This is a genomic window from Legionella bononiensis (genome assembly GCF_016786215.1).
In the GTDB taxonomy this organism is placed as follows: domain Bacteria; phylum Pseudomonadota; class Gammaproteobacteria; order Legionellales; family Legionellaceae; genus Legionella; species Legionella bononiensis.
Genome location: NZ_JADOBG010000022.1, coordinates 520,346 through 534,826, shown reverse-complemented (window position 1 = coordinate 534,826; position 14,481 = coordinate 520,346). Strand labels below are relative to the sequence as shown.

Genomic DNA, 14,481 nt, shown 5'->3' with positions numbered 1-14,481 from the left:
TTAAAGACTTTGAAAGACAACTTAGTATTTTTTAGAAAAGAGACGATAGCCCAGAAATGACGTGGTTTCTCATGGTCTTTGGTGGTATTTCATGAGAACGACAAAAACCCATAGTAGCGGGTTCGATTCCCGCCGCCCCACCAATTCAAAGACCGCTAAAGACAGTCATCGACTGCAAACAAACTTATAAACAAGCTATTATAACAATACCTCATTTGATCTTTGAAAGTCTCAAAAGCTTCCCAAAAACCTTTAAATGTACCCAGATTATGCCTAAAATGTAGGTGTTCATAACATTTATACTTGTAGGTAATTGATCAATTAAGACATGATTTTAATCAGATTGATAACGTACTTTATCTTTCTCGATGTGTCGGTTTGTCAGGCTCATGGAGTCGTTTTTTAGGCGTTTTGAACCGTAAAAACTCAATCTTTGAGATAGATAAGATTTTTTTGTAGCCTAATGAATGTTAACAAATTGGCAATCCTGTGGTTTTCCAATACTCAAACAAATGTTTTACTTCATGATAATGACTTAATTCCTGTTTAACAGACATCTTGCGTTGATGAACTGGTTTTATTAATTCATCGTACAAAAAATCGTCATCAAAACCATATTCAGCCGCACATTTCCTGTCCGCGATAAAATAGCATTTTTTTATTCCAGACCAATGAATGGCGGAGAGGCACATAGGGCAAGGCTCAGAGGTGCAATAAATAGCACTTGTTCCCAAATTATAAGTTCCCAATTTTTTTGAAGCGAGTCTTATCGCGTTTATTTCAGCATGGCATGTGGCATCATTGTCTTTTAAAACAGTATCATGCGCCAGGGCAATAACCTGATCTTGATTTACGATGCATGCTCCAAATGGCGCGCCTTCGCCATTAACAACACCTTGTAGTGCTTCTTTTATGGCTAATTCAAAATAATTTTGCATTTCTAAACACCCAAAACCAATTAATCGTAAAATGATACCATGATTCAATGTTTAAGCAGTTTATAGTCTTCCATAAAACGCTCCTCAAATGATATCGATGGAATAGTTGTTCTTCCCGATCAGTTCCACATGATGATGACCTTACCAGAGAACAATAGGAATTATTCTTTACGGCTACGACTAATAAAAGGATATTTCTCGCAGCAAATTAATTCTAAAGAATATATTAATCCTATCAGGATGAAAAAAACGAAAAAGGTATCTGGCAACTTGGTTTTGGTAGCATCTTATTTGTGATGAATAAGATTATGAGTATCACCTAAATTATATACAACAATCCAGTCAGGCATGGGTATGTGAGGGCGGCATCTACCAGGCCACATTCAAGCATTCATCTTTTGATAAAAACCCTGAACATTGGGCTTATTGACATGCTTTCAATGATCGAACAGATGGCGTGTGAGGCTAATGTTGGCTCATAACTCAACCTGTTTGCTACACGATAATCTGGAATATTATTTGCCATTATGGCTTGTTTTAGATACAATTGGTTCTCATATGTTTTAAATAGGGTTCAACATGTGCATTAATTCCTCTGATTGTTTGTGTCACCATTTGGAAATGGCTATTAAACAAGATAAGACAGAAGAATTAAAAGTAATTTTTACTAGTTATTATATTGGTGAACTTTATAATTTTATATTGGATGCCTATCAACTGCTCGAAATCAGGGATGGTCATAAATATGCAGATGGAATGAGTAAATTAGTAAAAAACTATCTTTTAGACAACTCTGCAGATTCAATCAATGTCAAGAATGAGAGTATAAAAACGGACTTTATGAGTCTATACGATGAACAGATTGACGATCTTGGGACAGCAAGATCGTTGCTTAATGATAAGCTCCTTACTCTAATACATGACGTTCAGTATCTAGCCTATCAAAATCTCTCAGGCATGGACTCGTTTAATAATTGTCTCGCAAAAGCCAATGACGAAAGTATCGGTGATATGAAAAATGTAAAATCTCATAGACGGAGTGGGTGTACTATTTTCTAAGAGGGGTTGCAAGAAGTTCCCATTTATTCTCCATGACATTATTGTGTACAGTCGATGATAATTCACAATATTATTTAGAGTATGGGATATAATAGATTGACTTTAATTCTATTAATAGCCAATTGGAAATTTTTCGGATTTATTTGTTTGCACCCTACAGTTAAGAGTTAGACATTTTCGAACTAGTAGTAGCAGTTTCTTTATCGCTTTGTTCTGGGGTTAATTTTTGTTGAGCATCTGTACTTATCCATCTAGCTTCTGCTTTAAAAATTTTTTGAGCTTCTAATTTTTCAGGCGTAATGGGATCGGGTTTTTCAGGTTTTTTAAGCCATCTTGTTGTTGATATTAAATCCAGTAGTTTATCAAATTCCTTTTTAAAAAAAACAGAAAATGAGTTTAAGGACTCAATTAAAAAATTTGGATTTTTTATCACAGCTGGTATTGATTTTGGGCTGATTCCTGCAAGTTCCTTTAGCATTTGAATGCATTGTGAATTTTTAGACTCTTCAGCTGCTTTAAATATTTTTTTTTGATTATTTTTTATTGTATCAGCAATTTCGTTTTCCGTTACCTTATTTTCTTTTAGTACCTTAATTAACTTTTCAATGCATTGTGGATTGCCAGAGCAAGCCACTTTTTCTAAATAAATACCGCGATTAAATTCAGCACTTTTACGCTCAGATTCAGTACATGTACTTGTAACTGTTATACCATTTATAAAGTACTTATTTATCTCTGGATCTTCCAAAAGGCGCTCAAATGCTTCAATGCGCCCACTTCGTAATGCAGCTTTACAAGCATTAGAGTAGGTGGTTCGAATATCTATTCCGTTTAACTGGGTACGGTATTTATCATTTAATAAAATGTCTAAAGAATCAAGTCGGTTATGTTCTGCCGCAATTTTTAAAGCAAGAGAGGAGTCAGTCGCACCATGTTCAAATAAGTGAGCAATCATTTCCTTATCATTTTGCATGGCAGCCATTGTTAAGGAATTATATTCTAAGGTAACCTCTACGTAATCAATTTGATTGACGCGCGCAGGTTCATCTTTAAGCCAATTATCTAAGATATCTTTGCTTTTATCAGGAAACTGAAAATCAATTTTTTTATCAGGGTGAGCTACGATATTGACGGTTAATGGCATTTGTTTTAATGCATCCTTTTCATTCAAACTAAAACTAAAACTTTTAGCTAGCAGTGTGGCCATTGCTTGTCCATCATCACAAACCACAATTTTTCTGCTATTTGGATCATAAACATGAAATTTATTATCAATTACTGAAACAGCAATGGTATGCAACGGATAACTAATGGTCCACTGTGTATTTGGTGCTTTCATTTTATCGAATATTGGGCCCCAATCTTCTGTTTTAGCAACTAAACCTAACTTAAAAAGCTGCTGTAAGGGTTTAGGCGTTGTCGCAGCACTCATACCTTCATGTAAGTGTTCTGATTTAACTGGTGTCTGAACGGTTAATAGACCTAGTGAGTCATCTTGAGAGTATTTTTTATTAAATGATTCCGGTGAAAATGTCCATAATACATCACGTATAAATTTATTAATTTGGCTATCATCAATGTATTTATTTGCTTCGACATTCAGTCGAACAGCATCATCAACGCGACCGTTTTTTAATGCTTCAATTATTTCTCCCTTTTTATTAATAGCCAAGATTGTTTTAATAAAGTCATCTTGTTTTCCTTCAGCGCTATACTTACAAAAAACAGCTGTTAAACCATGGCAAATACCGCCAGAATTTACTTCTAAGTTATATTTTCCGGATTCTTGCGTTAAATAAGCAGTCATCATGTCAATCAAACGGTCTTGTTCGAAACCTTTAAGATCCGTATAACCGAAATGTGCCTCCTTATTTTCTGGCACGCTCATTATCAGTCCATAAAGTTACCTCATAATTAATTGTAGTACACAGGGCTTCGTTAAGTTGTGTGATGGGATCGAATATTTCATTCTGAGCTTCTCATTGTCCATGCGACAAAGCCTTGTGAAATAAAAAAGAATTGCAAAATCAATGAGAACTTGGATAGTTCGTCTTATTGTAATTAATATCAGAACACACAGAGGGTCAGGCCTTGAGTTTTGAGTTGAAAGATATCTGAGGGGTGTGATATCAATTCAAAATTCAAGGCTTGGCCCCATAAGAAGCCATAAATTATACCGCAATATACATTGGATAATGTTCAGTTATTTGTAAAGAGTGGGTAGGACGGAACACAACCCCCCCGATTTTTTTGCAGTTCAATGTGCCAATAGTATGTGTCCCAAAACCCCATTATTTAAAAATAATCTTTAGGTTGTTATTCCTAATAAGTATATTTGCTAAGATTCATTGCCCTCTTAATCAGTTAGATTAGCAATTAATAAATGGACTAAATGAATGTCACCGAATATCAAAATTAGACAATTCAAAAAAGAGGAAATTACTGTAATTTTTGACGCTTTTTCAAAAGCAAATTGGTTCAAACCCATAAGTATTTTTGATAACTATTTTCGCGAACAAACAAAGAATACTCGTCTAGTATGGGTGGCATATGTGGATAATGATTTAGCTGGATATGTAACATTGAGTTGGAAATCTAAATACGAATTTTTCTCCAAATCTGAAATCCCTGAAATTATGGATTTGAATGTACTACCGCAATTTAGAAATATAGGAATAGGAAATCTGCTTCTTGATCAGGCTGAAAAAGCAGCCTCAGAAAGAAATGAAAAAGTGGGTATAGGAGTTGGTCTCTATGCAGGGAGTGATGGTGGCTATGGTGCTGCACAGAAAATTTATGTGAAACGAGGCTATGTCCCAGATGGTAAAGGGGTAACTTATAGATATAAATATGTTGAACCCGGCAATAGTTATCCAGTTGATGACGATCTTGTTTTGTGGTTAACCAAGGTGCTTGGATTATATGGTTTTCATTATAGATTCTAGATTTAAAAATAATTGATCTACGAATTTAATAAAGTCTAAAAACCCCGTAATTATGGACCCAGTATATTGAGCTAAACTGGCAATGAGATTTAATGAGTTATTTTTTTAATCAATTTTTCCAGGATATCAATATCATTAGTATTAGATAGAACCTCATTAAATAATGATAAAGTCTCCGGATCGTGATCTTCTAAATATTTAAATGCTTTTTTGGGTCCCTGATAACGCAATTGTTTAAAAACAAAATAATCTTCTAGAATTGTAAAAATTGACCAGATGTGCCGATATTTACCTTCTAAATCTCTAGTGGATGCCCTTGCTAACATTTTTTGATACCAGACCTTACGTGCTACGATTTCATCAGGGCTGATAAGTTCAGGTGATGTGATAGCAGCAGCGAGTTGTTTCAACAACTTTGTGCCAAAAGAGTCATTTTCAATAACAACGACGCCATCCGACATACATAAATGTTCATCGGAAATCTCATCAAAAGCACTTTCTGGGAAGACAAAAATATCATGATAAACTCGATGTGTTTCGTCAAAACGAGCGATTCGTTGTTTTTCGCCTGTTTTTGTAATCCCTGCAACATCATAATCACTGGTTGCGGTTGAATCTCCTCGAGCACGTGAGCCATATAAAATAATCGTATGGCAATGGTAAGCGGAAGTTAATTCATCAACTATTGATTGAAGAACGGTATCTTTATTTAATGATTTTTTCTTTTTTGTCATATAGATATCTTATTAAGATAAAGCTGAATATTGCGTTATTATAGATAAAAATACATTAATAATTTATGTAAATCACTTTTCGCACTTTCAATAATGACCCCAATGTCTAGATCAGCATTCCAAAATCTCATAGTTGGACTACTCAATTACCATTTGTGTTAAAAAAGAAAGTTGCTCTTTCGAAAAGCAAGCCAAAATGACCTCATCACATGCCTTCTTACTTAAGCAGTCTAAGCGATAATTTTTTAAAATGGCTTCTTGAATAAATCCACATCGTTTGGCAACAGATATACTTTTTTTATTATCTGATTGTGTACAGATTTGTACGCGAACAGCTTTAAACTTATCAAATGCAAATTGTGTTATTGCATTAACGGCTTCAGTTATATAACCATTTCCTGAATATTGGCTGTCTATCCAGTAACCAATTTCGAACATAGGTACATCAGGTTGACTTTTTTCATTGAATCCGCTGGCACTAATTATTTGGTTATTCGATCTGAGTTCAATGATCATCGGAAACTCCGTTTGATCTTTTCTACTCCATTGTTTAATGCCTCTTTCAATAAAATCTTCTGTTGGTTTTAAGCTGGGATCTGAAGCCCAAGGCATCCATCGAGAAATTTCTGTTAGAGATCGGTTAATTGCATCGTTAAGAGGTTTAGCATCACCTTGTTGAGGTGGTCGAATAATAAGTCGTTCAGTTTTTATCATTTCTTTATTTCAATTCAATTTTAAAAGGAGTCAGGTAACCTGTTATGTTTAAATTAAAACCACTTTAGTAGAGATGAGTACTTTGTCCCAAAACCCAAACTTTGATTTAATCACATTGTTTTTAGGTTGCTAGTTTATTGGTAGAATAGATACACTTTATATAGTGACTTACAGTATGCCACATCTTATTTTTGAATGTAGTGAAGAAATTAAATTAAAACTGTCATTTGAATCAATATTTCTTGAGTTGCATAGTATATTGTCGAATTTTCTTCCCACTCAAATTTCTAGCTGTAAAAGTAGAGTATTACCTTATAGGGAGTATTTGGTTGGTGAAACTGCGAATAATGTATTCATCCATGTAACAATAAAAATCCTGCCAGGGAGAACAGCTGATGTTAAAGATATGGTTGGAAAAAAAATACTCAATTTTCTAGAAAAAATTGTAAATGATTTGGATCTTGATAGTGTCTCGATCAGCATAGAAATTGTAGATCTAACCGATCACTACTATAAACTATTATAGAAATTTGTTTTGATTTTTGATGTCCTAAAATCCTATTATTTTGTAATTCATTAAAGTTCAATTTTATCTAAAGAAGCTGCTACCAGCTATAATGCTTAGATTATTTGATAAGAGGGGCGTTCTGAGTGAATAATGAAATAGAACTAATTATATTTGATAATGACGGGGTTCTTGTCGATAGCGAGATTATATGGCATAAGTTTTTTGTAGCCGAAATGACTCGCCTTGGTCATGAAATGAGCATTGAACAGTCTTTAAAATTATTATCAGGAGTAAGCCACGGAACAACACTCGAGGCTATTCTTATAGATGAATTTGGTTTATCTAATATGGAAATAGATTTTCCTAAAATAGGAAAAGAAACGGAGGCAAATTATCCATTGCTTCTAAAGCCAGTCCATAACATTCAACTAATTTTAGATTTTATCGAGAACAATAAATTAAAAAAATGTATCGCATCAAATGGTGACTTTGAATACATAAAAAGAACATTAAATATTACTGGTTTGGATAAGTATTTTAATGATGAGGTAATTTTTGGCGTTGAGGAACAATCACATAGGAAGCCGGAACCTTACGTTTTTCTGCAAGCAGCGAATAAGTTGTCTGTAACCCCTGAAAAATGTCTTGTTATTGAAGATCATGCTTTTGGAATTATGGCTGCAAAAAAAGCTCACATGAATGTTATCGGTTTTTTAGGTTCTACTCATGCTCAAAATGATGAACATCGTAATTGGATTGTTAACTCGAAGCCAAATATGGTTATTAATGACACAATTGAGCTGTTAGATCATATAAAACAGAAATTTAATTTCGTAATAAGTTAGTTGTCTCCCAAACCCATCATCAAAGAATGCTACTTGATTTGACAATATAGTTTAAAATCACTAAGAATAACCAAAGATAAATTCTTTTCAAATTAAGGTAATCATTTATGTCTAATATTGATTTACTTAAAAACATTTGGGAATCAGTCTACGACCCTAGGAACGATGTAAGTACGGTTATAAAACAATATTTTCATCCTAATTACACTCAATGTATCAATGGTGTTGAAATGAGTTATGATGATTATATTTCCCACGTCAAAGAACAAAAGCAAAATATGCAAATCAATAAAATTGACTATAAGCATGTTCTTGAAGATGGTGATGAAGTATTTGCACTATACTATCCAAGAGGTACTAATAATGAAGGCCTCTTAGTTGAAGCAGAAGTAATCGCTTATTTTCGATTTGAAGAACAAAAATTAAACAGAATACATGGACAAGTGAGATTAATCGTAGGTAATTTGTCTGATGTTGATATGTAATTTGAAGCCCTTTTGTTGTTCTAAAACCCCAAGATATAAAAGTTCACATAGATAATAGAATTTTCTATATTAAATTGACTTCAAAAACTGATCTGGATCTTTTATGACTAATAGAGATCAATCGGGTCAGAGTTTGGCCCCATTGATCTTTGGTTTCTGGTCACCTCAAACCTCTATTTCTTACCTGTTTCCAAAAATCAGGGCGTTAGCATTGCTTCGAAAAAAGTTATTTTGGAGAAAAAAAAGATTTATTGCTGTATAGTTGGCCACTGAGGCAAAGGGGAAATTTTAAAAAAGGCATGATGAGAGTCATGTGATCACTGTTTTTTTAATTTTGCAATAGGCTCATTGTACGAAAAAATCATTTATTTAAACAATCGAGGCTTGTATGCAAGATAAATCAGTAGTCATCAATAAATCACTTAATAATAATGGTCCCCATGAAATTTTTGAAGATACAGGTCAAGAGTATCAGGTTATTAGTGAGGATGACTTTTTAGATGAGCGCCATGAGCTGATTACTCAATTCAAATTACTCCTGAATGAACGTAAAATTAAAGCCGTTATGGAAATGTGGAATAATAATCTGTATATACAGGAATATTTTGGTGACCATTCGATAGATATGAATGGAACCCCAGAAGAAATAAAATTATCCGCCGATACACTAATTCAAAGATTTAAATCTATTTTAACGACCCAGCGAACAGAAATTATTAAAGCAGTATGGGAGAAGAACACTTTTTTGCAATCCTGGTTTTGCGGTGAAACCATAAATTTTGGTGATGAATCAACTCCTAGTCTGTCCTCTCTTTCATTTGATGATCAAATTACAAATTTTAAATCCACTTTAGCGAGTCGCAGTACTTATATTATTAAGATACTTTGGGAAAAAAATCCGACTTTATATTCATGGTTTAGTACTAAGGAAACTAATTTAGGCATTGATTTCAATGGGGAGGTTATAACTAAAACTATTTCCTTTACTGAACTGCTTCACTTTTTTGAACATGTTTTTTATCAATCATCTTTTATTGCTAAAGCTCTATGGGATGCAAATCCATCTCTCGCAGAATGGTATGGAAATAAATTGGTACCTTTTAGTGAAACGGAACACAAAAGGATTTCATTCAATCAAATTATTGACTCATTTAATTCTGGCATTTCTAATCAAATACATTTTTTTGTAGAAAAATTATGGGAAATTAATCCTATTTTACGTGATTGGTTAGCTGGTAAAGAAATTACTCTTATTGAAAATGGAACAGAAGTTAAAAAAACTCAATCTTTAAAAAAAGCGATTAATTTTTTCGAAGAACATATCTTGATTGGCAACCCCTTTATCATAAAAGCTGTCTGGCAGGGAAATTCCGCGTTACGTAGTTGGTACTGTCCAGAAGTTGATGATTTGTCTGACGGGACTAACAAAAAATCTGACAGCATTCGTTTTGAAAAACTGCTGGATTTTATGTATTTAGTTATAAAAAGTAAATGCGCTTTCTTAATTAAAGAACTGTGGATGAATCACTCTCTCATTAAAAAATGGTTTAATGGTGAAGAAATCTGTACAAGCACAAATAGCAAAGAACAATCAAAGAAATACAAGATTACATTGCAAGAAGCAAAATCTTTCTATAAAGCAGCACAAAACAGCAGATGCCATTTTATTATAAATGAAATTCTCGAGGCGAATTCGTCGCTAAAATCATGGTTGAGCGGTGAAGAAATATCAATTAAACCTAAAAAAAATGTGACAACTAAAATAATTTCATTCCAAGAACTTTTAAATAATTTCAATCTTGCTTTAATAAATCAAAATAATGCCTCATTAAAAATAATAATAGAAAAGAACGCTTCAATACAAATGTGGCTAACTGGTCAGCCTGTGAATATACGTGATAATAATGCAGATAAAATATTTACAATTTCACTTAATGAGGCAATTCGCATCTTTCGACAAAGCATAACTGGACATGCAACTTTCTTGAGTAATAAACTATGGAATGAACATTCACTTTTGCGTGCATGGTTTAGTTGCGAATTCGTTAATATCAGTGAAAACGATCACATTCCGGAAATGCGCTGTATTAGATTTGATGAACTGCTCAACATTTTTAAATTAGCTAATCTTCGACCTTCATTCATTTCTAAAGCATTGTTCAATGCAAACCCTATGCTACAAACCTGGTACCAAGGTGGCATAATAACGTTTGACGATACACAACAGACTATTTTTCCTTCACACGATGAAATTGTAGCTAATTTTGAATCGAGTATAAAACAACAAAGCACATACCTCGTTAAGTATATGTGGGATAACATAGCCAGTCTTAGAGACTGGTATAGTGGCTTGCCTATCTATTTCGGAGATGACATATATACCATCTCCCCTGAATCAGCTAGCAATAATTTCTTTTCGGCAATAAAGCATAATAATAATTACATAGCCCATCAAATGTTAAAAAGAAATCCTGCTTTACAAAAATTATATCAAAGTCATCCAGTTAATGTGGGTGGCCAAGCAACAAATCATCATATTTTAACAGAGGTTGTTCTGTTGACTTTTAAGGAGGCATGTAACAACGGGTCTACCAAAATAGCCAATGAAATTTGGAACCAAAATCCTGCCTTACAAGCATGGTATCAAGGTCAATCTGTCCATTATGAATGCCATGTGACAAATCAAATCATCATTCGTGAGCCTGAACTTGCAGAATTAATTAATAACTTTTCTTTCATTTTAGAGAAACACAGTGCTATCGCATCTCTTATATGGAGAAACACACCTCTTATTAAGCAATGGTTGTGTGGAAACAGTATAAATTTTGGCTCTGGAGAGCAACCAAACTTATGCATCACGTTTGTTGATTTTCAAAATAACTTCTTTTCAGCATTGAAAAATAATTCTTATATAGCAAAAGATATATGGGCAAACCAATCGCCAGGAACTAAAGCATGGTTCTGTGGTTTAGCTGTCAATTTCGGATCTTTACAGCAGCCTGTTATGAAAACTATTTCTTCAGAAGACCTTAATAAATCTGTTTCACGTGCATCATCTAATAAAATTATTTTTAATGAAATGAAAAAAATCAATCCCGAACTAGCTGAGGTTAACAAGAAAGAGCTTGAGTTAGAAACCAAGAAGAGAAAAAATTCAATCTCTCAACCTATAAACAATATGAAAAAACACAAAGCAGCAGTCATTAATTGGGATCTTATTACTCAACTACCTTTAACGAATGCATCAAGTTTTAGCGTTTGCGAATCATTAGCATTTGATTTAAAAAACCTCCCGGCAACAATCTTAAATGAATTTGGAATTCATACGATTACTAAATTGATAAATAATCCAACTTATGAAGTGAAACTATTTAACAATCAATTATACATAAGTGCTTTAAGAAAACTTCAATATTATGGTCCTGAAATATTTGCAAATTCAATGGTCGACTGTCAAGTGAATCATATCGCATCAAATGGAGAGGATTTTGTTAGCAACATTGATTTTGGTACTAGTAATAACCAAAGTCTGATAACAAATACAAATACAAATACAAATACAAATACAAATACAAATATCGATATTGAATTTCAACTAGCTTTTAATCAAGAGGTTCATATATCAGATTCATTTAATGAGAACATTTATTCACCCGTTAAAGAACAACCATTTTATACCAATCATGATTCGTTTGAGGGATCAGCATCTATTACCGAGATTGAAATCAAAGAAAAATCAATTAATACATCTTCTCTCCTCTTAGAATCATATTTTGAGCCTGGTATGTTCGAAAATGGACAGGAACTGATTATTACTTCTGATTTAGAAATAAAAGAATCTGGACATCAAAACCCATTTTTTTATAGTCCCTTAAAATTAAATAGAAATTTCTTTTTTACTAACCCGCAAACGACTAACCTGGACTTAGAAAAGAACTTGGGTTGGGATGGAACATTTTTCGGATGACACCTTCCCGATATCATTCATTGATCTTAACTATTTTTAGCAGGTTGAATCGCTACCCAATCTGCTTGCTGCAGAAGATGTGAAAAGGGTGGGGTGTAGACCTACTTCTGAAAAGAAAACTCTTTGAAAGAGCCTGATTCTTTGTAGGCGATGTTAGAATAAATCTACCCATGAGCTGGAACCAATTAATTATGTTCAAATTTAAAACGCTCAATCAACATGATTTATCTCTTATCTATCAGTGGTTTCAAGAGCCGTGTGTTAACCAATGGTACGCAAGAGGACAACATTGGTCTTTAGAAGCAATTAGAGAAAAATATGAGCCAAGAATTTTAGGCCAGGTAAATGTACCAAGCTTTATTATTTATAAGGATGAAATTCCTATTGGCTTCATTCAATACTACCCGTTGGAACATGGTTTTCCTGAAGGGATTCATGGACAGCATAACTTACTCTTTAAGCAATACAAACAAGCAGAATTAGTGGGGATTGATTTATTTATAGCCGAAAAAAATATGCGTGGGAAAAGCTTTGGAGGTAGGATAATTAATCAATTTATCAAGGATTTTCTTACTGGTTTTTCTGCTGCAGTTGTCGACCCTCACATACTTAATGTTAACGCGATAAGGTGTTATGAAAAATCTGGGTTTATCAACACTTTATTTAGTGAAGACTCCAATTATTTAGTTATGGTTAAACAACTTATTAATCCTGAAGTTTTACGAGAAGTTAAAAATTTACTGCTAACACGATTTGCGACAGAACCAAATATTGAGTCAATTGATTTTTTAAGTGAACCTGAACGAAGAAATAGTGTTTTAAGAATAACACTTGAAAGTCCAAAAAATGGAGTTCCAGACAGTATTATCTTAAAACAATCTTTGCCAGAGCAAACCGATGCAGATGACAAAGAAGCTTATGCTCGATTTGCTCGTGACTGGGCAGGTCTTGAATTTCTCAGTAACATTCCTCAACCAACTCATAATGTCCCTAAATTTTATGGTGCAAGCAAACAACATCGTTTTATTCTTATTGAAGATTTAGGCCAACAGCACGTTAGCCTTGTTGATTCTTTAACTGCTCCAAATCAAAAGAAAGCCATTGCTGCATTAACCCGGTTTATGAAAGCATTAGGTAGTTTTCATGCAACTACGTTTGGCCATACAGAACTTTATGAAAAGATTTTACACAGAATCCATGTAAATGCAGAAACAGTGCAGGAGGAACTTGATTTTATCTTAAAGGACTTGTTATCAAAACTTGAGTCAGCAAATAAGCAATTAAATTTACCTGTTACACAGGCATTAATTGACGAAGCAGTAGATATCATTACTACCATGGTAGGCCCAAGTCCATTTACTGTTTTGACTCATGGTGATATTTGTCCTGATAATGTTTTTGACCATGAGGGCAAAGACCTTCAATTGATTGATTTTGAGTGGAACTATGTTCGAAATGCGTTGTTAGATGGCACTTATTTGCGCATGAGCATGCCTACCTGTTGGTGCGCTAAAGCAATCCCTATTGATGTTATTGAATCCTTGGAGATCATTTACAGGGCGGAACTAAAACGCACTATTCCCGCGGCGCATGACGATTTGGCATATAACAATGCTTATACTAAAGCATGTGGTTTTTGGGTTCTACAACAAACCTTACCTTATCTTGAAGGCATTCTACTTCAGGAAAGGATAGGACCATCAGGTCCTGTGCCTGAAGGCTCATTGTGGAACGCAGAAGATAATACCGTTAGACCACGCTTTTTATCACGTCTTCAATCTTTTGTGGATGTGGCAACCAAGAACAATATCCTCCCTCATTTAAAAGAAATGTCGAAGAATGTACTCGTAGCTGTTGAGGCAAGATGGCCTGATACCCTACCGTTAGCTGTATATCCTGCATTTATTAATGACATCTCATAGAGATAAATATGATGCATTTTAATCAAATTTTAGTAGTTAAAGAGACTTGAGAAAATGAAAAACGAGTTGCATTAACACCTCCAGCAGTTGCACTGTTAACTCATCTAGGATATCGGATCCTCATTGAAGAAGATGCCGGGATGCACTCGAGATTTCCAAATTCAGAATATGTGGTTGCTGGAGCCGAAATATTTGTATTAGGTTCAACTGGATTTCCTGCAAGTACATTTATTGTGAGAGTACTTCGCCCAAGTAAAGAACGAGAGCTAATAGAAAAAAAACAGGTGAAGGTTATCGTCACGATGCACTGTATGGTGACTTTGATGAAGCAAAAATGTGTAAAAACTAAAAATTATTAAATAGC

General features: G+C 33.9%; 11 protein-coding genes and 1 pseudogene. 8 read left to right on the top strand and 4 right to left on the bottom strand.

The window, feature by feature from the left end; translation table 11 throughout:
- Positions 1-470: 470 nt before the first annotated feature.
- On the bottom strand, positions 471-938 hold the full coding sequence (locus IZU94_RS15825) for a nucleoside deaminase (protein WP_203112851.1): 468 nt from the start codon (positions 936-938) through the stop codon (positions 471-473).
- A gap of 579 nt (positions 939-1,517) precedes the next feature.
- Here IZU94_RS15825 and IZU94_RS15820 point away from each other — a divergent pair.
- Positions 1,518-1,997: a hypothetical protein gene (locus IZU94_RS15820; protein WP_203112849.1), complete on the top strand. Its 480-nt coding sequence runs from the start codon at positions 1,518-1,520 to the stop codon at positions 1,995-1,997.
- A 160-nt stretch (positions 1,998-2,157) separates the two neighbouring features.
- Here the strand turns inward: IZU94_RS15820 and IZU94_RS15815 are convergent, their stop codons facing one another.
- Positions 2,158-3,885 carry an ankyrin repeat domain-containing protein gene (locus IZU94_RS15815; RefSeq protein WP_203112846.1) on the bottom strand — a complete coding sequence of 576 codons (1,728 nt, stop codon included), beginning with the start codon at positions 3,883-3,885 and terminating at the stop codon, positions 2,158-2,160.
- A 508-nt stretch (positions 3,886-4,393) separates the two neighbouring features.
- On the opposite strand from IZU94_RS15815, the gene IZU94_RS15810 reads away from it, so the two are divergent.
- Positions 4,394-4,942, top strand: coding sequence for a GNAT family N-acetyltransferase (locus IZU94_RS15810; RefSeq protein ID WP_203112843.1), 549 nt, complete (start codon positions 4,394-4,396; stop codon positions 4,940-4,942).
- Positions 4,943-5,031: 89 nt separating this feature from the next.
- Here the strand turns inward: IZU94_RS15810 and IZU94_RS15805 are convergent, their stop codons facing one another.
- Both IZU94_RS15805 and IZU94_RS15800 read right to left on the bottom strand, forming a co-directional pair.
- Positions 5,032-5,676 (bottom strand): nucleotidyltransferase domain-containing protein, encoded by a 645-nt coding sequence (locus tag IZU94_RS15805; RefSeq protein WP_203112840.1) that lies wholly within the window; start codon positions 5,674-5,676, stop codon positions 5,032-5,034.
- Positions 5,677-5,814: 138 nt separating this feature from the next.
- On the bottom strand, positions 5,815-6,390 hold the full coding sequence (locus IZU94_RS15800; protein ID WP_203112838.1) for a GNAT family N-acetyltransferase: 576 nt from the start codon (positions 6,388-6,390) through the stop codon (positions 5,815-5,817).
- Positions 6,391-6,565: 175 nt separating this feature from the next.
- On the opposite strand from IZU94_RS15800, the gene IZU94_RS15795 reads away from it, so the two are divergent.
- The 6 genes and pseudogenes from IZU94_RS15795 to IZU94_RS15765 form a co-directional block, all read left to right on the top strand.
- On the top strand, positions 6,566-6,916 hold the full coding sequence (locus IZU94_RS15795) for a 5-carboxymethyl-2-hydroxymuconate Delta-isomerase (protein WP_203112835.1): 351 nt from the start codon (positions 6,566-6,568) through the stop codon (positions 6,914-6,916).
- Positions 6,917-7,041: 125 nt separating this feature from the next.
- The gene (locus IZU94_RS15790; RefSeq protein WP_203112832.1) at positions 7,042-7,743 is read left to right on the top strand and encodes an HAD family hydrolase; all 702 of its coding nucleotides are present in this window, start codon (positions 7,042-7,044) and stop codon (positions 7,741-7,743) included.
- A gap of 107 nt (positions 7,744-7,850) precedes the next feature.
- On the top strand, positions 7,851-8,228 hold the full coding sequence (locus IZU94_RS15785; protein ID WP_203112829.1) for a nuclear transport factor 2 family protein: 378 nt from the start codon (positions 7,851-7,853) through the stop codon (positions 8,226-8,228).
- A gap of 388 nt (positions 8,229-8,616) precedes the next feature.
- Positions 8,617-12,195, top strand: a complete 3,579-nt coding sequence (locus IZU94_RS15780) for a hypothetical protein (protein WP_203112826.1) — start codon at positions 8,617-8,619, stop codon at positions 12,193-12,195.
- Positions 12,196-12,386: 191 nt separating this feature from the next.
- On the top strand, positions 12,387-14,117 hold the full coding sequence (locus tag IZU94_RS15770; RefSeq protein ID WP_238400511.1) for a GNAT family N-acetyltransferase: 1,731 nt from the start codon (positions 12,387-12,389) through the stop codon (positions 14,115-14,117).
- Between the two features lie 65 nt (positions 14,118-14,182).
- Positions 14,183-14,476, top strand: a pseudogene (locus IZU94_RS15765) (hypothetical protein); the annotation flags it as partial.
- Between the last annotated feature and the right edge of the window lie 5 nt (positions 14,477-14,481).

Excerpts from the sequence above, each read along its gene's own strand:
- IZU94_RS15825 (WP_203112851.1), bottom strand. The coding sequence starts at position 938 with ATGCAAAATTATTTTGAATTAGCCATAAAAGAAGCACTACAAGGTGTT.
- IZU94_RS15820 (WP_203112849.1), top strand. The coding sequence starts at position 1,518 with ATGTGCATTAATTCCTCTGATTGTTTGTGTCACCATTTGGAAATGGCT.
- IZU94_RS15815 (WP_203112846.1), bottom strand. The coding sequence starts at position 3,885 with ATGAGCGTGCCAGAAAATAAGGAGGCACATTTCGGTTATACGGATCTT.
- IZU94_RS15810 (WP_203112843.1), top strand. The coding sequence starts at position 4,394 with ATGTCACCGAATATCAAAATTAGACAATTCAAAAAAGAGGAAATTACT.
- IZU94_RS15805 (WP_203112840.1), bottom strand. The coding sequence starts at position 5,676 with ATGACAAAAAAGAAAAAATCATTAAATAAAGATACCGTTCTTCAATCA.
- IZU94_RS15800 (WP_203112838.1), bottom strand. The coding sequence starts at position 6,390 with ATGATAAAAACTGAACGACTTATTATTCGACCACCTCAACAAGGTGAT.
- IZU94_RS15795 (WP_203112835.1), top strand. The coding sequence starts at position 6,566 with ATGCCACATCTTATTTTTGAATGTAGTGAAGAAATTAAATTAAAACTG.
- IZU94_RS15785 (WP_203112829.1), top strand. The coding sequence starts at position 7,851 with ATGTCTAATATTGATTTACTTAAAAACATTTGGGAATCAGTCTACGAC.
- IZU94_RS15780 (WP_203112826.1), top strand. The coding sequence starts at position 8,617 with ATGCAAGATAAATCAGTAGTCATCAATAAATCACTTAATAATAATGGT.
- IZU94_RS15770 (WP_238400511.1), top strand. The coding sequence starts at position 12,387 with ATGTTCAAATTTAAAACGCTCAATCAACATGATTTATCTCTTATCTAT.